This window comes from Paenibacillus hunanensis, assembly GCF_034055775.1.
Classification (GTDB): domain Bacteria; phylum Bacillota; class Bacilli; order Paenibacillales; family Paenibacillaceae; genus Saccharibacillus; species Saccharibacillus hunanensis.
The window spans coordinates 4,706,963-4,726,687 of the sequence record NZ_CP139194.1; the positions used below are offsets into that span (position 1 = coordinate 4,706,963).

A 19,725-nucleotide genomic window follows, 5' to 3' on the forward strand; every position below is an offset into this window, starting at 1 on the left:
GTTACATATGGATAGGGATGACCTGATTTATAAGCACATCGAGCCATCGATGCTTGCTAGTAATTTTACTATTTTCAAGGCTGGCTCAATCAATAGGGATACTGATCGGGACTACACTATCTTTTCGCACCTAACACATAAAATTTGCTAAAATTGAGGAATTTTAAATTTTGGCTATAATCAATTCGCAATTAAGTCACCGATATAAATAATAGCAGCATGCATGTCCTAACAGCCTGGCATTTTAACGACTTCGTATGATCATGCCTTGCTCCTTATTTTGTTCACTATAGCTCAGGGGGAAATGAAGATGAGTAAACAAAAGAACTACGTCATACTGTACATCTCGGCTGGGATTTTAGCGATCTCGCTCTTAGTCCACTTTCTAGCGCGAGAGCTGCACTTTTTTGGGAGTATGATGCAGCATGCTGGCGGCACGATGTCGATGAACGATGGTATGATGAGCAACAATCCACAGGCGCTAAATCTATTATTGCTGCTGCCTATTGTGTTGCTGATCATCGCCTACTGGCTGTATGCAAGGCGTCCTTCTGATCCTAAGGTTGCTTTGTTTAACACACTATCCATGGTATTCAGCAGCATGTCGATGATCTCGGGCGGCAATGGGGATGTCGTCTTTCATTTCTCGATCTTTATGGTGATCGCCATTTTATGCTTTTATGAGAGTATTCGTTTGATTACGATCGCTTCAGCTCTATTTGCAATTCAGCATATTGTGGGCTTTGTGTGGTTCCCACGCTTAATCTTTGGTACAGATACATACTCGCTGACGATGCTAGTCGTCCATGCTTTTTTTCTAATTTGTACTTCTACTGCCGTCAGCGTTCAGATCATTACGAATCAGCGCTATAAGCGTACCTCGCAGCAAAAACAGCAGCAGGAGCGCGGTCGAATTATCGGTTCGGTCATTCAGCGTCTGAATGATGTAGCCGATGGTATCGGGCAGGGCTCATCTGAATTGATGCATATTGCCTCCTCTGCTGCTCTACATGGAGAAGAGATGAATTCGCGCATTGATGGCGTGTCTAAAGGCTCTCTTTTACAAAAGGATCAGGCGAGCCTTGCTCTGGACGCAGTCGCGCAAAATAATAAACAGCTCGAACAGATTCATACTGCGATTGATCTGGTGCTCCGGCGCTCCGACGAAACCGCTAGCTTTACCGAAACGAGTAATCACAGCCTGGAGCAGTTAAATCGTGAAATGGGCTTATTGCTACAGGCGGTTCATCAATCACGCCAGCATATGCACTCGCTACAGCAGCATTCCCAAAATATCTCGCAAATCACAAGCTTTATTCAGGAAATCGCTGCTCAAACACAGCTACTTGCTCTGAATGCCTCGATCGAATCAGCGCGAGCAGGCGAAGCTGGCAGCGGATTCGCTGTCGTTGCTCAGGAAATTCAAAAGCTGGCGCATCTCTCCGCCGACTCCGCTTCGCAGATCACGTCCTTTCTAGCAGAAATGACGCTGGATACACACAAATCTGCCGATTCGATGGAGCAGGTAAATACACGACTGGATGCTGGCGTAGCCGCTACAAAGCAGACACGCGAGACATTGGAACGTATATGGAAGCATAGTGCTGAGGTCGGTCAGGGTGTACAGCACATTTTACAATCCAGCCAGCTCGTGTCTGCCTCCTCGATTCGTATCTCTGGCTCGGTGGAGCATATCGCAGGGATCGCAACTGCCTTTGTAGACAACTGTGAGGATGCAAAAGAAACGGCTGGACGACAGCATGCTACGAATCAGGAAGCCATTCGGGTCGCTCATTCCCTTACCGCCGCATCCGAGGGCTTGCAGCGTGTGATCGATCAGCTACGAGCAGAATAAACGGTGCTGATGTTACATGCAGATCCTACGATGGCATGGAGTGTGTACGTGGCTTCGTCTGTCATCCCCTTACCATGATCGACTTTACATCATTCCTTTTTCGGAGTAACGTTAAAGGATGGGCTTGCTGCCAAGCCTCGACTGCTAAGGAGGTTTGATTCGATGGAAGCTTCACGTTACACAGGAGCGAGCTACCGTATATTGATTGCAACAGCTGTACAAGCTGAACGAAATGCAATCCTACAAGCTCTACCCTATCACGCTAGAGAACGCTACGAGGTGATTATTGTTGGCGTCGGGCCAGCAAGTGCTGCGGCAGAAACTGCTGCTCATTTAGCTCTGCACAGCGATGAGTATGGTCTCGTCATCAGCGCAGGGATTGGAGGCGGCTTTGCACCACATGCGCCAATAGGGAGCATCGTGCTTGCCGATCAGATGATTGCTGCTGATCTCGGCTCGGAGACACCGGATCAAGGCTTTATCGCGGTAGATGAGCTGGGCTTCGGTCACTCGACTTTGCAAGCGGATCGTAGCTCTACACAGGCTGTCGCTTCTGCACTTCAAGCCGCTACCATTCCTGTACATGTCGGTTCTGTGCTGACTGTATCGACTACAACAGGCTCGGCAGAGACAACGACTGCGCTCCTACAGCGTATTCCCAATGCTGCGGCAGAAGGTATGGAAGGCTTTGGTGTGGCGCTGGCTGCGAATCTATTTGACCTGCCGGTTATGGAGCTGCGTGCGATTTCTAATACAGTAGGGCCGCGTGATCGTGATAGCTGGCGTATTCCAGATGCCCTCAAGTCACTTGGGCAAGCAACCCGTATTTTAGCGGAGGTGCTCTAAATGAAAATTGCTTTTTCTCCATGTCCTAACGATACGTTCGTCTTTCACGCCTGGGTACACGGTCTAATCGACGGTGCGCCAGAGCTGGAAGTCACGTATGCCGATATTGATATTACGAATAACTGGGCTGCATCTGGCGAAGGTCCAGAAGTGCTCAAAATCTCTTATGCTGCTCTACCATGGGTGCTGGAGGATTACGCGCTCATCCCTTGCGGAGGTGCACTCGGTCGCGGCTGTGGTCCGCTCGTGCTGACCGCTGATCCTGAAGCTACGGATGCTGCTGCATTATCTGGCAAACGTGTTGCCGTGCCGAGCGAGCGCTCTACTGCCTATCTACTATTCCGTCTATGGGCTGCACAAAATGTTCCGGGTGGAATCGGTGAAGTGGTCGTGATGCCATTTGACCAGATTATGCCTGCGGTGCGTGATGGACAGATCGATGCTGGTCTCGTTATCCATGAAGCACGATTCACGTATCCGAACTACGGTCTTACCCTACTACAGGATATGGGGAGCTGGTGGGAGCAGGATACTGGCCTACCGATTCCACTCGGTGCGATCATCGCACGCCGCTCATTGGATCGTGAACAGATTGCGAGCTGGGCGCGTGCATCGGTTGAATACGCATGGCAGCATCCGCAAGCGTCCCGTGATTATGTACTGGAGCATGCACAGGAGATGGACCCAAACGTTGCTGATTCGCATATTGAGCTATATGTTAATGAGTTCACACGTGATCTGGGCGAGGATGGTTACAATGCGATTGAAGCACTGCTCGGCCGCGCTGCTCGCGAAGGGCTGGTACCGGAGTTTGATCTCAGCCTGCTGCGTAAATAATCAGCGGATCGGTCTGGCAAGTCTATGATATAGATAAAATCGGGCTATATCTATCTGTATGATCTGCTCGTAACGAATGCAAATAAATGAGTACAGATAAACGAATACCACTCGGTCATCGATGTGATTATTTTCAGCAAGCATAGGAACAAAAAAAGCCTTCCCTTGAAGCATCAGCTTCATTGGGAAGGCTTTTTAATATAGCTATATCAGTATATTAGCTATACATCATGCGTATCACATAACGTGGTGGATGAATATCACTATGCAATATAATGATCCATTTATATGAAGTCGAGCAATGACAATCTATAACGACCGATAACAAAAAACCTATAACGGTACATCGACAATACTTCCGCTTATCTAAATCCCTGCTCATACAAACTGGATATTTTTTCTTTTTTTCGCAGCTCTGCGGTAAAAAGTTTGCCAAAGCGGGTATATATCCTGTATACTGGCAATGTAAGTATCAGATGATAGCACAAATAGCCCCTTTTGCCGAAGGGACTGTAGCTTGGCATCTGTATTCTCTTATTTAGGAGGTGAATCCTCATGGCACAAGGCGTACTGTGTGAAGTTAACTCTTGCACTCACTGGGCAGAGCAAAACAAATGCACTGCTGAAACAATCTTCGTTACTAGCCACGTTAAACAAGAAGTGACTGAAGCTCAAGAAACAGATTGTCAAACATTCGAAAAGAAATAAGCTTTGAATATTGCTTTACCAAGAGAAGGGACTTTGCCGAGTTCCTTCTTTCTTTTTATATTCTATCAACAATGATTATTATTATCAAGAGGTTTTGCAAAATTATTGAGAAAAGATTGAGAATCTTTAGAATTCCTGTCGTAGCAAGGGTTTAGCTAGGCAGTACATAGAAAAACCTTTTAACTTTATATGCAATAAAACAAGGACAGCCTGCCAAAATCGGGGCTGTCCTTGCGTTTGATTGAGAATCATCGTCATGCTGTCTACAGCATATGGTGACGAATTAGCTGAGTTTGAACTTGGATACGGACTCTGCCAGACCTTCGATATCTTGCTTGGATTGCTCCAGCTGCTCGCTAACACGATTCGTCTGTTGTACGATATCATCTGTTTTACTTGCGATCATACCTGTTCCCTGTGCCCCTTCATCTGCGGCAACGGAAATTTCGTGAATCGTCTTCACGACATTTTCAACTGATGCGAGCAATTCCTCAGAGGTTGCGCTCAGATCACCTGCAATCGCATCAATCTCCTGCGCACTCGTGGCATAGTGCTCGGCAGAGCTGAGCATCATACGATAATCCTTCCAAATATTCGTATCAAACAGCTCTAGCAGATTGTTGGAATGTGAGGACAGATTATCGACCGAGCGAGTAACGACGCCAGTAATCGCATTGATGCGATCGGCAGCGTTTTTCGAATCCTCTGCCAGCTTGCTAATCTCGCTAGCTACGACAGCAAAGCCTCGTCCTGCCTCACCTGCACGCGCCGCCTCAATGCTTGCATTAAGCGATAGTAGATTCGTCTGAGCAGCGATCTCGATAATCGAGGTAACGAGCGAGCGAATCTGCTCTACAGATTTGGATTCTTCCAGGGCTTGAATCAGATTCGCACTTGCCGTTTTGTACGTGCGATCACTCTCTTCATACGATGCCTTGAATTGAGTAGTCAGCTCTACCGCGCGCTCGGTTAACTGCTCTGCTGCACGCGCTCCCTCCTGCGCTTTAGATGCCACAGAATGTACAGCCGCTTCAATCTCATTGGAGGTGGCATTCATCTCCTGTGCCGACGCTGCGGTCTGTTCCATCCCTGCCGACAGCTGCTCGGTCGTTGAGGAAATGTCATGCACACCTGCATCCAGCTTGTTCATCTCCTGCTCTACATTGCCGATCTTCGTCTGCAAGCTAGCGCTCTCTTCCATCACCTTGCTAAAGGTGAGACGGAATTGTCTGCGCGCTTCACCAAGCGCTTGAATGATCACGGCAAACTCATCCTTTTGCGATAAATATGGAGTGAATTTATCCACATACAGCAGATCAAAGCGTGCTGTACGATCAATCAGATCCAGTGTATCTTTTGTACGTCTTCTTATATTCATCACGATGAAAAATACGATAATCGCCGATAGGATGGCAGCAGCGGCGAGCTGAATATAGGTGAGTACAACCATTTGTTTTTTGAGAGCAGCATTACTGTTCAGTGAGTCGGTGCTGTACTGATCGATAATATCGCTAATTTTATCGATATTACCTCTGGCTGCGCTAAACTGCTCATCAGCATTCGTTGCACTGGTCAGCGTACGTGTATTGACGTTGAACTCCTGCTTCCATGCATTGTAATCCTGGTTAAATGCATCAAACAGCTCAAATGTGCTTTTGCCCGTTTCCTGATCCTTGTACGCTTTGAAAACATCGGCATTTTGCTCCATAATGGCTCTTGCTGCCTGTACACGATCATATACCTGCTTGGCATTTTCATTGTAATCGCCAACCTGCTTCTGGATATCCCCTTCATTTTGCAGGGTTAGCAGCTTCGTTTGTGCGAGTAACGCCTGGTAAAAATCGCGGTCGGCATTCAGAATCAGATAATCGACCTTATACGAATTATCATACAAGGAAGAAACAATTTTCTTTTCGACTGCATCTAGATTGCGCAAAGCCAGAATCGAAAAAACGATCAGGGCAACCATCAGTACAACAACGGGTAGTAGCACTTTGGCACTGAGGCTCCAGTTATTAAATTTAAACATATTCATACGACTTCCTCCTGGTAATAAGCTATTAGATAAGTTGAGATGAGAGATAGTGCAATGAATGTGCAAAGTCTATGCATTTCTGCCGTTTACATTGGCATGCCGAGTCTTTTCGGTTCATATGAACCATCATTTGGTGCTATCACTAACACCTATATCGGTAAAATCATCCAGTTATTTATGGTCAAATATCTTAATTATAAGCAACTTATCAAATTTAATTACTTTCCAGTATTATTTTTCGCAATTAAATTGATGACTATCCAAAATAAGCCTGTGTTTTGCCCATGTTGTCGGTTAATCCTACGTCATCGCATCGGGTAGATTCGTATGTAATGGAGAGCTTGTGATGTGCACGAGCAGAAAATAATTTGGAACACAGCAAAAGCCACCCTGATCCTTCAAGGTGGCTTGTCCAAAGATATGGCTCTATGATATCGAGCTATGTTTTGTTCGGCTTCATGAGCAGCAGCATCGCTTCAACATGATCGCCTCGTGTGTTTACGAGTAGTACAGAGAATTAAGGAGTGAGCAGATGCTCAGATAGCGGAATATTTAACTCGTCGATGCCTGTTGCCACCAATCCGGCAATCTGTACAGCGCCTTGCTCCTGAAAGTGAGTATTATCCTGCACACCATCAGGGAAATACGGATACTGCCCAGCCGCTACATGTAGGAAGATAGATTTGGTGCCTTCAATACCAATCGTATTATACAGCGCTACACTGCGTGCATTCAGATCGATCAATAGCGTTTTCGTTTCGGCAGCAACCTGCTTCATCGCTGCTACATATTCAGGAAAGCTCGGCTTGAATTGCCCGTTGGTTGCATTATAATCGCGGCGAGATACAGGCGTGACCAGAATCGGGGTAGCTCCCTTGCTGCGTGCGCGATCAATATACGTTTTCAGGTAATTCCGATAATCATTAACCGGCGTATAGCGTTCAGGTTTGGAGGAATCGGCATCATTATGCCCGAATTGCACCATGAGATAATCGCCGGGCTGTAGTAGCGCTACAATCGTATCCAGTCGTCCCTGCTCGATAAAGGAACGTGAGCTACGTCCACCGATGGAATGATTGCTAAACTGCACACCATCATCAAAATAGCTCGCAATCATCTGTCCCCAGCCTGCCTGTGGACGCTGAGAAGCGCGATACGTCTGTACAGTCGAATCACCTGCGAGATAGACAACCGGGATATGTACAGCTGTAGTATCAGACGTTGTCTGCGTATCGGAGCTTACACCGTTGTTATCTGCTGCATTTGCTCTACTTCCTCCTGCCATTCCACCGCTAAACCATACCCCCAATAGTAACACCATCGCCAGCAGCCCTACGGATGATCCTCGCCAATTCCGATTCATGATTCATTCATCCCTTCTTCCTGAATTATGAAGCGCTTACATTATTGATCATATCGATTTCCTTCTGTAGTGGGGAATACACGCAACCGTGCGGTTTGTTTAAAATTCAGTGGTTTAGGGGTGGATTGTATGTAGATTGCGGGATTATAGGATTCGATTTCTGTAATGTTGTATGGGTAGCTGCGGTAAGGAAGGAAGAGGGGAAGGGCTTGTGTGGGGTAACAGGCTTTGTTTATTTTAAAGAAAATGCACCTTTGAACAAGCAGCGATTGTCCTAATAACACGGACAATCTACTGGCATTGTGCAAGAGGTGCAGGATAAAGTACAGATATCGTTTTTAAAATAACGTCGTGGGCGCGTATGCTTTAACGCGAGACCATGCTGTACAGCTCTGGCGTCATCTGCGAGCTAGGAAGATCGCGATAGCCAAATAGTCCGTTTTTGAAAACAAGCTGTACTTTGTAGCCGTTCTTCTCTTGTTGTTGACTATAACGTCCAGTATATACTCCACTGTTAGTTAGAATTTGTTTCATCTGATTCGATGAAGTGATGACAATAGCTTGTTTGTTCAAGCTTTTATAGGGTTTATTGTTATCTGGATGCAGCTCCCCCTCTTCTCGAGGCAGTAATTGAATTGACTTTAGATCTTCAGCCTTTGTAATGGTAGAAAGTAAGTTTTTCTTTTTTAGCCAGCTGTGTAGCTTAGGTTCGTTTGCATTTAGCGTATACCTTTCTTGCGTATAGCCGCCTGAAGAATCCAACGGAATCTCAATTGCAACATCGATAACGGCTCCCGAAACATATTCATTCCATGGATTTCTCACTTTTTTTGTCTGTTCAAGCACAAGTTGCTTTAATATTGCTATATCATTAGGATCACGTATAAACTTTGGTGTCGTCGTCCAATTAATGTCTGCATTGTCAATTTGCATACTATCGATGTAATTTGTCAGCACATCTAAATGATAATACATTTTTTTATAGGGTGACTGACTTATCACAGGTAATACATAAGCTTCATAACGATCTATTGGGATGAAATAATTACGTTTCATGATACTTCCATCTTGGAGTAAATAAGCGATCTGCACTTGCTGGTTATTGTTTGCCCATGGGTTGTATTGCTTGCGATATTCTGAATTCGGTCGATCCGCTAAAATTTGGCGATGTAATTGGAGAATGGCATCGATATACTGCGGACTGTCTGATAAAGCTTTGGTATTTAGTATATCACCAACCCGCATACCATTTGGTGCACGTTTAGGTGTATATAATTCACTTGCTAGATCATCACCCATAAAAGCTGCCTGAATGTTAACTGTCTCAGGTATTTTAGCTGCATACCCATTTATACTCGCTACTGGCAACCAAAGGATAAAGGCAATGGCTATACCATAACCTCCCAATACACGGAATAGCTGTCTGTCTCCAACCTGCCACGTTTTACGGATGATCATATCTGCTACAATTCCACCAATTAGCGCACCCATCACATATCCAGCAATGGCTGCAAGTGGGTGATCTATACCAAGATCCATAGACAGAATACCAGCAAATAGTCCAGCAATGAGCATGACAAGCAAACGGAATATTGGATTAAAATAACGGAAAACGACACCTTGACTGGCACTTTCAGCTGGACGTAGTCGGTAAAGTACATAAGTCAGACCGATACATGCTGCCGTCAATATGACATAAATCCATCCTTCTTTCGCTTGCAACGCATTGTAGCTTAACTGTCCAATTCGATAAATTGGAGACCACACACTGGACTCTAATAAGTCAGGATCATCTATAAGATATCCGTATAAAAATACTTTTAAATGACTTTGAAATAGAGACATAAGTATGACGGGAGATACTAATATACCTGCTGACAATAATAGTTGCAGAATGGATTGTCCTAAACAGATGCCGAGAACGATTGTGAATGCAAATACAAGCATAGTAACTACCGAGGTAGATACCGCCCATTGCAGTACCTGCATCTGGCTGAATGATACACGGACAAAGCTAGAATGCATTAAGGATACGATCCATGCAATGAGCCAGGTAGGAAGTAGAATAATACCTGAACCCGCACATAGCATTACACTAAGTAGCTGACTTCTTTTTAATGGTAAGCTGTGCAATAAATCGGACAGTTTACGCTCCTGCATAAAGCGTGTTAAAAATATCGCTACCAGTAAAGGAAAACTGGCAATCATAACAGATTGCACTTGACCATTAATTTCAAACAGATGATTCACAATAAGTGGCGCGCGATATTCAGAATACTGATCAGCATTGAGTAGACCCATTGGCAAAATAGCTAACATTGCCAATCCATACACTATCCCCAGCCAACCAGCCTGACGAAGCGCATACCACCATATTCCCCGATTAAAGAAGTATCGGCTGAACGTCATAACCGGCATCCCCCATTTCGTAAATGAAAATTTCCTCCAGTGTCATCGGCAAGATGTCGAATACATACGGCTCGTACACACGGAATATCTCGCTAATCTGCTCTACGGTTCCTTTGATAATATAAGTGCCTACACTGCCACGCTGCTCTTTATGTACGATATCCAGTAAGCCGGATACCGCTTGCTCATGTCGCTCATCGCGGAAGGCGACTTGAATTTTGTGCATATCTAGCTTGAGATCATCCAGCTCTCTGCTCATCAGCAATTTGCCTTCATGCATAATGCCCACATGATCACACATATCTTCAATCTCTCTCAGATTATGCGAGGAGATCACAACGGTCACGCCATGCTCGGCAACCTCTTGAAATAGTAGATTTTTCACCTGTCTGCGCATCACAGGATCGAGTCCATCGATCGGCTCGTCCAGAATAAGCAGCTGCGGCTTACAGCTCAGAGCAAGCCATAGTGTCGCTTGTCGCTGCATGCCTTTAGACATGCGATGCAGCTTACGCTTGAGATCGATGCTTTGGAATGCAGGTGCTAGCTGCTTGAAGCGCTCTTCGCTCCAGGTTGGATAGATCGAACGGTAAAAGTTTGCCATTTGCCGGATCGTGGTCTGTGCGAAAAAAGCAGGTCGATCCGCAAGAAAGACAATATTTTGCTTGGTCGCCGGATTCTCATATACGGTCTGCCCATCCAGCGTTACTTTTCCCTGATCTGGACTATAAATGCCTGCAAGTAGCTTGAGCAGTGTCGTTTTACCTGCACCATTGGAGCCAAGTAGTCCAAAAATAGACCCTTTATGTATATTTAAGGACAAATCTTCAACTGCATATTCCTCTTCAAATCGCTTGCTGGTATGCTCCAGCTTAATCATCCTGAACGCCTCCTTTTCCTTCTAATGCCTGACGATATAACTTCTCCATATCCGACTGAGTAAAGCCTAGATAGATCGCTTCTGCAAACAGCTTTAAAAGCTGCTCTCGCATCGCTTCGCGCTGGATATCCTGAGGTTGCTGCTCCGCAGGCGAGACAAAGCTGCCCTTGCCTGGCTGCGAATAAATATAGCCATCTCGCTCCAGCTCACGATACGCCTTCTGAATGGTGTTGGGATTCACCGTCAGCTGAGCAGATAACGCACGCACAGAGGGAAGCTGCTCATCCGGCTTCAATACGCCATACACGATCAGTTCCTTGATCTTATCCATCAGCTGCTCATAAATGGGCTTGCGACTGCGTATATCCAGCTCAAACATGGATAACCTCCTTTCACTGTATTAACTGTACTACTATTATTAATACAGTTGGAGGCTGTTGTCAATGCTTTCCATATCATTCAGTCATTAGATATTTTCGTTATCTCTATGAATAGGGTATGCTGAAAGCGTCAAAAGGTTGATGAATTGCTTAAATAAGAATAGACATATCTATTTTGAAAAAAGACCCTTCATGTCTGATGATGAATCGAAATTAGAAATTAAAGCAGACATGGAAGCATAAGCAACCGATCAAAACTAACGAGCACGATATGAGCTGCACAATGGACTGTAAAAGGGAAGGTGGATACCAATGATCCGAGAAATTAAAAAGGAACAAGCATGGCAGGTGCGACATGAGGTGATGTGGCCTGATCGCGAGCTAGACTATGTAAAGCTAAAAAAGGACGATCAAGGCTTGCACTATGGCTTATTCGATGGAGATGAACTGGTATCCGTCATTTCGCTGTTTTTGCATGAGTCGGAAGGACAATTCCGCAAATTCGCCACACGCATACCATGGCAAGGTCAAGGACACGGGAGCAGACTGCTATCCTTTATCATGACAGAAGCCGAACGACATGGATTACGCCGCCTATATTGCAATGCACGCATAGAAAAAACCGCCTTCTATGAACGCTTCGACCTGAGAGCTACAGGCGAATCCTTTCAAAAAGGCGGTAAAGATTATATTATAATGGAACGCTATTGGAGCGGTTGAGGCTAGACAAAAGGGAGAGCCGTTAAAGCCATACATGCAATTCAAAGACAAGTGAACAGCCCATAGGCAGACCCTACAATTCATTCTAATTCAGCACGATCAAGCTATTGATCCTCTTCATCCCTAGTCAGCCGACCTACAATTAGTCAATGTGCTAATCGACAATAGACTAGCCTATATCGATGCGCATCCTTTAGCTCAAGAAGCTCATTACAGGCTATATCACCAATGAGCTTCTTCAGCTCAACGCGCACCAGCAATGAGCTGAAAAAGCTCGATGTGCACAAGCAAAACCGATCTAGCCAGCTCCAACCGACCTCAATCCGTCTCAGCCTGTGTATCCATAGCCAACAATGAAGCATACTGACTCACCTGGTACTCCAGCTCCGCAAAACGAACAAACCGCGCCGCCCGATACACTTCCTTCCCCTCATACATCAACACCACTACCGGCGAAGTAAAGATCATATATGTCGCAGCCAACTCCGGCGCATCCTCCATATACAAATAAGCCCCTTTAACCGCAGAATACCGCCCCAGCAACGCCTCCAACTGCGGCTGAACCGCATCACACACACTACAATGCTGGGTCTTAAACAACACAAGCACCAATCGCTCCACCCGTAACCATTCATCCAGCGCCAACGCACTAGCAAGAGACTCCATAATCAACCCCCCTCACACCCCGATAGTCTATTTTCATACCCTCACTATACCACGAAGCCCATCACTCCTACCCGTGTCTGTGTCTGTGTCTGTGTCTGTGTCTGTGTCTGTGTCTGTGTCTGTGTCTGTGTCTGTGTCTGTGTCTGTGTCTGTGTCTGTGTCTGTGTCTGTGTCTGTGTCTGTGTCTGTGTCTGTGTCTGTGTCTGTGTCTGTGTCTGTGTCTGTGTCTGTGTCTGTGTCTGTGTCTGTGTCTGTGTCTCAAAAATTATATGTATTACCCATCTAATCAAACAATAACTTTTACGCTCCTCTTATCTCTTATTCTTAATCTCTAATTCTTTAAACTGCCACTCCCCTCCACCACTCGTCAGCAGCGCATTCACTCACAAGCATTCATCCAGCTAAAAACAAATTCTTTCCAAAGTTGATTCAAATCTCCCACTATGCTCTGTATTGATATTATCGAACTAATCTTAACTTGTTATAGCTTATTTACAGCTTATTCTGAGCTTATTCAAGCATTTTTTTGATCATATTTTAATAATTTTTTGATCTAGTTAAGTTCTAGCCCATACCTAAGTTGTAGAACCTGTAAATGTGCCCACAACGCAAGCGAGTAAACCCAAAATATTGCCCCCGCACATAACGAAGGCAAGGAAATAAGGGAAAAGGACGCCTTACAGTGTTAGTGATTTTCTAACACGGGGTTCAATGAAAAGTGATTTTTGCGCAGCAAAATATCTTACAGCTTTGGAGGGGCGGGAATCTTCATTCCTTCCCAATCCAAAAGATTCCCGCGGCTCCACCCGAGTCCGTTCCCTTATTCCTTGCCGAAGTGATTGCTGCAAAACCACCAACCCCTACCCGTCTCACAGCACAACCAACAACACACTTACTGCTCAAAAATACTACTCACAAACCCTTACTTTCAAAAAAACATCCAGCTCATACACCCATAACAGCATTATCCATCACTAGCACATATTTGTTCCAGCACCCCATCAAGCTTACCGCTCAAGCTCCTGCCGAGCCCTCACAATATCATAGCAAACCGCCTTCGGCTGCTGCTGCTCATCAAACAACAACGGCCAGTTTTTACGTCCACGTACAGGGAACCCATCCAGCCACGTATAATCATCCGCCGCTCCCCAGAACGTCACACTTGTCAGCACTTCTCGATATTCGTGGAACAACTGGAAGTACGCGCGATACTTCTCCTCCTGCATTCGCACCATCTCTGCTGTAGGTGACTTGAGATCGGTACGCCGATCGTCAAAGGCAAACATGGAGACGTCCATTTCCGTTACTTGCAATTGCAGACCGAGTGCAGCGTATTTCTCTATCGCTGCGCGAATTTGATCCAGACTCGGATCATGGATGTTCCAGTGCGCTTGTAGCCCTACGCCATGCACAGGCACGCCCTCGTCTAGCAGCTCGCGCATCAGTCGGCAGATACGATCACATTTACCTGGATGCGATTCATTATAGTCATTGTAAAATAGCAATGCCTGCGGATCGATCGCATGGGCCATTTCAAATGCACGCGCGATATAATCATCGCCAACGCCCTCCAGCCATGGCGTTGGTCGCAAATAGGTACCATCCTCATCGCTAATCGCCTCATTCACCACATCCCAGCAACGAATGATATCACGATAACGTCCCATCACCGTCTCCATATGCTGCTGTAGACGGTTAAGCAGAATGGCGCGATCTGCCTTGCCACCTTGCTCATTTTGAAATACCCAGTCCGGTGTCTGATTATGCCATACAAAGGTATGACCGCGCAGCCCCAGCTGATGTTGACGGGCAAAATCGGCAATCGCATCCGCCTGCTCAAAGGTGTACCGATGCTCCTCTGGATGAATACAGATGAATTTCATTTCATTTTCAGCAGTCAGGCTGTTGTATTGCTGCAACAATAGCTCGCGCTGACTATGAATCGTATGCGCGCTTACCGCCGCTCCGATCGGAAAGTCCTGACGGAACGTTTCCGCCAGACGAATATCCGTAGCTGACTGTAGCGATGGATTAGCTGAGGATGCAGATGACCCTTGTCCTGTTTGCTGTTCAGCTTGTGCTTGCTGTGCAGAAATCGAATCCGATGTATTGCTCATAGGAACGCCTCTTTTCTAAATATTTTGGTCGTTTTTCTCGTTTTGCTCATGTTCAGCATGTGGTTCATTTTGCTGGTCTTACTCATGTTTATCGTGCGGTTCATTTTTCTCGTCCTGCTTACCGCTATTGTGGCTTGTTCGTTGACGCTATTGCAGTTGCAGCAGACCATAACCAGCGGTGTTCTGATACGATTGACCGGTTGTGTCATTCCAGATCATCACGGTATCGCGCTTGCCATTACCGGTATCGTCGTTGTTCACCTGAATGTCGAAGCCTACCCATTGTCCGGCTGTCGGTGCAGTGACACCCTTCGGCCAGTCGATGGAAGCTTCGATTCGATAGCCGCCTGGAATAACTTTGGCGACCGATTTCAAGCGGGTTTTCTGATCGGCTGGATTCACACTTTCCACGCCTTTGTAATTAATACGGTACTGTCCATCATCTCCTGGCTCAAAATACGGAGTACGTCCCAGATTCGGATCAACGAAAATTTCAATCGAATCCTGCTCATACGCATTCGGACTGCTTGCCGATAGGAGCTTGTCCTTTACCTCAGCCAAAATGTACAGACGATCTTTATCCCACATCGTGCGTACCTGTGCTACCGAGCCGCCTGTTCCGACAACCTGACGTGAGGTCGTAAAGGTGGTCGCCTTTTGCCAGCTGGTGTCCACATCGCCGTCGATGGTTGGTGTGCCTTTGATTGCGGCGGCAATCTGTGGGCCTTGCTCCAATGTGACTTTACCATAATTCGCTGTGCTGCTATTTTGCGCACCTGTCGTATCGCTCCAGTAGATACGTGTCGGCTGATTGCCCTTGTAATCGGACAGTACCAGATCGATCGCAAGCTCTCGTCCGAGCTGATTGTTCGCTACAGGCAATCTCGCTTCAATCTGGTAACCCGTATCCGTACGGGCGGAGCGATATGCCCATTTTGCGTTATTTTGTGCACCGCTACGCTGCATCGTGTAGCTATCTGGCTTCTTATCCTTACCATTACTCACATATACGGTTACGCTATCCTTGCCATTTACTGCGGTATCATTCACATCTGCCAGTACATATACATTTTTCGCGTCCCACATCAGGCGAAAGCTACCTGCCTCTGTTCCATCTGGTTTGGTCACTGGAATACGTGCGGAACGATTCCATTCCTGCTCCATACGAGCATCGATCTTAGCTGTACCCTGCGAAGCCTTCGCTTGCTTCGGCTCAATCGGTACTTTGGATGGATCAACCAGTGCCCAGTACGCATACTTCGCTTGCAGCTGCGCATCGAACAGTAGCGGCCAGTTGTTACGAACGGTTGGGAAGGTGGTCAGCCATGTATTGCCATCATCCTTGCCCCAGAAAATAACTGCTGTAATCTGATCACGATGCTTGAGGAATACGTTCATCATGTCCTGATAGCGATACGCCTGACGAATCTGCTGATCCTCAGGGAACGTCTGCCATGAATCCGTATCATTGCTGTATACACTCATATCCAGCTCAGTCACTTCCTGCTGGATGCCCAGATCAGCAAATTTGCTAAACATCGCATCGACAGCTGCTGTAGACGGATACGAGGTGCTAATATGCATCTGATGACCGACACCGTCGACTGGAATCCCTTTTGCCTGTAGACGCTTGATTAGCGCGTAGAGTGCATCACGCTTCGCAGGCTCCTCGGTATTGTAATCGTTAATGAACAGCTTGGCGTTAGGATCGGCTTCATGCGCATAGATGAACGCTTTTTCGATAAATTCTTCTCCAGCAATCTGATACCAGAGGCTATTACGCAGACCGTTAGGGCCGGATGGATCGATCACTTCGTTGACTACATCCCATGTGCCAATCTTCCCTTTATAGCGTCCCATAACGGTATCGATATGCTTTTTCAATCGTTGTAGCAATACTTCCTTACTTACCAGATTGCCCTTGTCATCATGGAACACCCAGTCCGGTGTCTGACTGTGCCAGGCTAACGTATGTCCTCGGAATTCCATCCCATGATCGAGTGCAAACTTCACAATCTTATCTGCACGGGTAAAATCAAACTGACCTTCCTTCGGCTCGGTGGCATCCCATTTCAGCTCATTGCCCGCAGTTAGCATATTAAAATGCTTTTCCAGTAGCTGTGCATCCGGCCCATTGGGATCGGCAATTTCGGATACAAGCAGGGCACTTCCAATTTTAAAATCCTTCGCGTATACATCCTTGAGTGATGGAATATCCTTCTGAATCGAGATCGGCTCCTTCACCGGTGTTGGCTGGATCACAACATCATCCAGATAAAAGGAAGCGCTTGCAGATGAGCCTGCTTCAAAATACAGCGCGGCGCTATCCAGTGAATCGGTCAGCACATAGTCTGCCTTGAGCTCTGTCCATTTGTCCGCACTGATCGTCTGGCTGGTCAATGCCTTGTACTCGTTATCCTTGCCATAGGTGCTTTGCTGCACCGACATGGAGATCGCGGTGGAAGGTGCACCTTCTGGTAGACGCAGCCATGCGGAGATCGTGTAGGAGCGCCCCTTTTCCAGTACAGGCGTTAGCTCATGCTGTGGCCCATGCCAGCTCTGCGTACGTCCTTTAATCTCCAGTCCATAGCTTCCGCTATGGGCAGCCGCCGCAGTCGCGGTTAGCTCTTCCACTCCACCTCGTCCATACCAGCCCATCGCCGTACCATCCTCAAAGCCTGCATTCAGCACGGCTCCATCATCAGCAGCCCGTGCTGAGCGTTCCGCAGGTGCCAGTAACGGTAAGAGCAGCAGTACCGCGAGTGTGATCATAAATACTTTGCGCCAGTGTGTATGTACCAATACAATCCCCTCTTCTTTCCTTTTATTGTGCATACTGAAAAAGGATGCCGCGTTTCTTTGCCGTGTTACCACGCTCCGATACAGCGGCATCCTTCCAGTTGCCTGTGTGCCTTTATATAATGATGCTGCCTATTCCTTCACACTACCCAGCTGCAAGCCGTGTACAAAATACTTTTGCAGGAATGGGTAAACGATCAGAATCGGCAAGGAAGCGACAATCGTAATCGCTGCCCGGATCGATACCGGGGTGACCATATTTTGTACGGCGTTCAGATCGGCTCCGTTCGCCATCGAGGCGCTGCTATTCGTATTCATCGATGAGGATAGCAGCTTCATCAGCTCGAATTGCAGTGTGCTCAGGCTCTGCTTGGACGAAGCAAACAGGAACGTATCGAACCATGAGTTCCATTGTCCTACAGCGATAAACAGGGCGACCGTCGCCAGTACTGGCTGACAGAGTGGCAAAATGATCGAGATAAATGTACGGAAATCACCAGCGCCATCAATTTTCGCCGATTCGATCAGACCTTCTGGTAACGTCTGAATATATGTCCGAATGACGATCATATTAAATGCGCTGACCAGACCCGGAATGATGTACACGAGGAAGTTGTTCAGCAAGTGTAGATCACGAATCAGGAAGTAATACGGAATGAGACCAGCGCTAAAATACATCGTCAACACCACGATAATCGTAATTGGCTTGCGCAGTACGTATTCCTTGCGACTGATCGTATACGCCAGCATGGAGGTTAGGAACAGACTGAGTACGGTCGCAATGACTGTCCGTGCGACCGAGATCAGAAACGCATTGAAGATCGTTCCTCCTGCAAATACCGCACGATAGTTCTGCTCTGTCCATACACGCGGCCACAAATAAATACCGCCTCGAATCGTATCATTACCGGCATTCAGCGAAACCGCCAGTGTGTTCAAAAATGGATAAAGGGTAACGATCGCAATCACGATCATAAAGATCGCATTAAACGTGTTAAATACAATCGGCTCTAGCTGTAAAGATTTCTTTTTCATGCGTATCCCCCCTAGATCAACCGCTCGTCGCCGAAGCGCTTGGCGATCGTATTAGCGGCGAAGATCAGCGTAATGCTGACAATCGTTTTGAAAATACCGGCTGCGGTCGCAAGTGAGTAGTTACCGATCTGCAAGCCGTACTTGAGTACGAAAATATCAATCGTTTGCGACCAGTCCACCACGACCCCGTTACCGAGCAGGTACTGGACTTCAAAGCCCGCTTCCAGAATCCAGCCAATATTCATAATCATCAGAATGATCACGATCGACTTGATACCTGGCAGGGTGACATACAGCATTTTCTGATAGCGGTTCGCTCCATCAATTTCGGCGGCTTCATACAGCGATGGATCGATCGAGGTGATTGCTGCCAGATAGATAATCGCATTCCAGCCGACCTCTTTCCAGACGTGGGACGCACCGACAATGCCCCAGAAGTATTCAGGAATACTGAGCCACATGATCGGCTGACTGATCAGCCCGAGCTTCATCAGCACGACATTCACGATACCGTCATCGACGGACAGTGAGCTAGCGACAATTCCGGTTACGATAATCCACGACAGAAAGTGAGGCAAGTACGAAATGGTCTGAATCGTCCGCTTAAACAGGCGTGTCTTGACCTCATTTAGCAAAATGGCAAATACAATTGCTGTCGCAAAGCCGAGCACCATATTGATCAAGCTCATCGCCAGCGTATTACGCAGTACATTCAAAAAGGTCGGATCGGTAAACAGGAATTGAAAATGCTTGAAGCCAACCCATTCCTGATCCATAAAATCCCGGGCAGGCTTGTAATTCTGAAACGCCATCGTCCAGCCCCAGATTGGATAATACGAAAAGACAAGCACATACAGTACGATTGGCAGCGACATCCACATCAGCTGCTTTTGCCCCATCAGGCGCCGCCACGGACTTTCCTTCGATACATTGAGCGATCTGGCCTTTTCTCCCTTGGCTCGGATGCTTTTCGGATAATCAGTCATACTCCACTCCCTTTCCAGTTAGACACAGGCGTATTGCCTCTATATAGGCAAGCTAGCAACGGCGGACAGCCGATCTGCCGTTATGGCAG

The 19,725-nt window shown here is 46.7% G+C and carries 16 protein-coding genes; 5 read left to right on the forward strand and 11 right to left on the reverse strand.

The window, feature by feature from the left end; genetic code table 11:
* Positions 1–310: 310 nt before the first annotated feature.
* From SK066_RS19030 to SK066_RS19045, 4 genes are all read left to right on the forward strand, one after another.
* Positions 311–1,855 (forward strand): methyl-accepting chemotaxis protein, encoded by a 1,545-nt coding sequence (locus tag SK066_RS19030; protein ID WP_320542658.1) that lies wholly within the window; start codon positions 311–313, stop codon positions 1,853–1,855.
* A gap of 162 nt (positions 1,856–2,017) precedes the next feature.
* A complete protein-coding gene (locus SK066_RS19035) occupies positions 2,018–2,701 on the forward strand; it encodes a futalosine hydrolase (RefSeq protein ID WP_320542659.1) in 684 nt (227 codons plus the stop codon).
* Positions 2,702–3,538, forward strand: coding sequence for a 1,4-dihydroxy-6-naphtoate synthase (locus SK066_RS19040; protein ID WP_188778446.1), 837 nt, complete (start codon positions 2,702–2,704; stop codon positions 3,536–3,538).
* Between the two features lie 555 nt (positions 3,539–4,093).
* A complete protein-coding gene (locus SK066_RS19045) occupies positions 4,094–4,246 on the forward strand; it encodes a DUF1540 domain-containing protein (RefSeq protein ID WP_188778445.1) in 153 nt (50 codons plus the stop codon).
* Between the two features lie 283 nt (positions 4,247–4,529).
* On the opposite strand, the gene SK066_RS19050 is transcribed toward SK066_RS19045, so the two are convergent.
* From SK066_RS19050 to SK066_RS19070, 5 genes are all read right to left on the reverse strand, one after another.
* Positions 4,530–6,281: a methyl-accepting chemotaxis protein gene (locus SK066_RS19050; RefSeq protein WP_320542660.1), complete on the reverse strand. Its 1,752-nt coding sequence runs from the start codon at positions 6,279–6,281 to the stop codon at positions 4,530–4,532.
* A gap of 517 nt (positions 6,282–6,798) precedes the next feature.
* Positions 6,799–7,644, reverse strand: a complete 846-nt coding sequence (locus tag SK066_RS19055) for a rhamnogalacturonan acetylesterase (RefSeq protein ID WP_320542661.1) — start codon at positions 7,642–7,644, stop codon at positions 6,799–6,801.
* Positions 7,645–8,010: 366 nt separating this feature from the next.
* Positions 8,011–10,053, reverse strand: a complete 2,043-nt coding sequence (locus tag SK066_RS19060; RefSeq protein ID WP_320542662.1) for a hypothetical protein — start codon at positions 10,051–10,053, stop codon at positions 8,011–8,013.
* Positions 10,028–10,933 (reverse strand): ABC transporter ATP-binding protein, encoded by a 906-nt coding sequence (locus SK066_RS19065; protein WP_188778435.1) that lies wholly within the window; start codon positions 10,931–10,933, stop codon positions 10,028–10,030. The genes SK066_RS19060 and SK066_RS19065 overlap by 26 nt, the downstream gene beginning before the upstream one ends.
* A complete protein-coding gene (locus SK066_RS19070; protein ID WP_320542663.1) occupies positions 10,926–11,312 on the reverse strand; it encodes a GntR family transcriptional regulator in 387 nt (128 codons plus the stop codon). The genes SK066_RS19065 and SK066_RS19070 overlap by 8 nt, the downstream gene beginning before the upstream one ends.
* Before the next feature lie 313 nt (positions 11,313–11,625).
* Here SK066_RS19070 and SK066_RS19075 point away from each other — a divergent pair, with 313 nt between their 5' ends.
* On the forward strand, positions 11,626–12,033 hold the full coding sequence (locus tag SK066_RS19075) for a GNAT family N-acetyltransferase (protein ID WP_229686023.1): 408 nt from the start codon (positions 11,626–11,628) through the stop codon (positions 12,031–12,033).
* Positions 12,034–12,351: 318 nt separating this feature from the next.
* Here SK066_RS19075 and SK066_RS19080 read toward each other — a convergent pair whose 3' ends face one another.
* The 6 genes from SK066_RS19080 to SK066_RS19105 all read right to left on the reverse strand — a co-directional run bounded on the left by SK066_RS19080 (position 12,352) and on the right by SK066_RS19105 (position 19,636).
* Positions 12,352–12,699, reverse strand: a complete 348-nt coding sequence (locus tag SK066_RS19080; RefSeq protein WP_320542664.1) for a thioredoxin family protein — start codon at positions 12,697–12,699, stop codon at positions 12,352–12,354.
* Positions 12,700–12,743: 44 nt separating this feature from the next.
* Positions 12,744–12,989, reverse strand: a complete 246-nt coding sequence (locus SK066_RS19085) for a hypothetical protein (protein ID WP_320542665.1) — start codon at positions 12,987–12,989, stop codon at positions 12,744–12,746.
* 717 nt (positions 12,990–13,706) lie between these two features.
* The gene (locus tag SK066_RS19090; RefSeq protein WP_320542666.1) at positions 13,707–14,816 is read right to left on the reverse strand and encodes an endo-1,4-beta-xylanase; all 1,110 of its coding nucleotides are present in this window, start codon (positions 14,814–14,816) and stop codon (positions 13,707–13,709) included.
* 147 nt (positions 14,817–14,963) lie between these two features.
* Entirely contained in the window at positions 14,964–17,618 is a 2,655-nt protein-coding gene (locus SK066_RS19095; protein ID WP_320542667.1) for an endo-1,4-beta-xylanase, read from the reverse strand.
* 129 nt (positions 17,619–17,747) lie between these two features.
* On the reverse strand, positions 17,748–18,650 hold the full coding sequence (locus tag SK066_RS19100) for a carbohydrate ABC transporter permease (RefSeq protein WP_320542668.1): 903 nt from the start codon (positions 18,648–18,650) through the stop codon (positions 17,748–17,750).
* A gap of 11 nt (positions 18,651–18,661) precedes the next feature.
* Positions 18,662–19,636, reverse strand: coding sequence for an ABC transporter permease (locus SK066_RS19105; protein WP_320542669.1), 975 nt, complete (start codon positions 19,634–19,636; stop codon positions 18,662–18,664).
* Positions 19,637–19,725: the final 89 nt, after the last annotated feature.

Excerpts from the sequence above, each read along its gene's own strand:
- SK066_RS19080 (WP_320542664.1), bottom strand. The coding sequence starts at position 12,699 with ATGGAGTCTCTTGCTAGTGCGTTGGCGCTGGATGAATGGTTACGGGTG.
- SK066_RS19030 (WP_320542658.1), top strand. The coding sequence starts at position 311 with ATGAGTAAACAAAAGAACTACGTCATACTGTACATCTCGGCTGGGATT.
- SK066_RS19065 (WP_188778435.1), bottom strand. The coding sequence starts at position 10,933 with ATGATTAAGCTGGAGCATACCAGCAAGCGATTTGAAGAGGAATATGCA.
- SK066_RS19050 (WP_320542660.1), bottom strand. The coding sequence starts at position 6,281 with ATGAATATGTTTAAATTTAATAACTGGAGCCTCAGTGCCAAAGTGCTA.
- SK066_RS19070 (WP_320542663.1), bottom strand. The coding sequence starts at position 11,312 with ATGTTTGAGCTGGATATACGCAGTCGCAAGCCCATTTATGAGCAGCTG.
- SK066_RS19060 (WP_320542662.1), bottom strand. The coding sequence starts at position 10,053 with ATGACGTTCAGCCGATACTTCTTTAATCGGGGAATATGGTGGTATGCG.
- SK066_RS19090 (WP_320542666.1), bottom strand. The coding sequence starts at position 14,816 with ATGAGCAATACATCGGATTCGATTTCTGCACAGCAAGCACAAGCTGAA.
- SK066_RS19105 (WP_320542669.1), bottom strand. The coding sequence starts at position 19,636 with ATGACTGATTATCCGAAAAGCATCCGAGCCAAGGGAGAAAAGGCCAGA.
- SK066_RS19100 (WP_320542668.1), bottom strand. The coding sequence starts at position 18,650 with ATGAAAAAGAAATCTTTACAGCTAGAGCCGATTGTATTTAACACGTTT.
- SK066_RS19075 (WP_229686023.1), top strand. The coding sequence starts at position 11,626 with ATGATCCGAGAAATTAAAAAGGAACAAGCATGGCAGGTGCGACATGAG.
- SK066_RS19045 (WP_188778445.1), top strand. The coding sequence starts at position 4,094 with ATGGCACAAGGCGTACTGTGTGAAGTTAACTCTTGCACTCACTGGGCA.
- SK066_RS19035 (WP_320542659.1), top strand. The coding sequence starts at position 2,018 with ATGGAAGCTTCACGTTACACAGGAGCGAGCTACCGTATATTGATTGCA.
- SK066_RS19040 (WP_188778446.1), top strand. The coding sequence starts at position 2,702 with ATGAAAATTGCTTTTTCTCCATGTCCTAACGATACGTTCGTCTTTCAC.
- SK066_RS19055 (WP_320542661.1), bottom strand. The coding sequence starts at position 7,644 with ATGAATCGGAATTGGCGAGGATCATCCGTAGGGCTGCTGGCGATGGTG.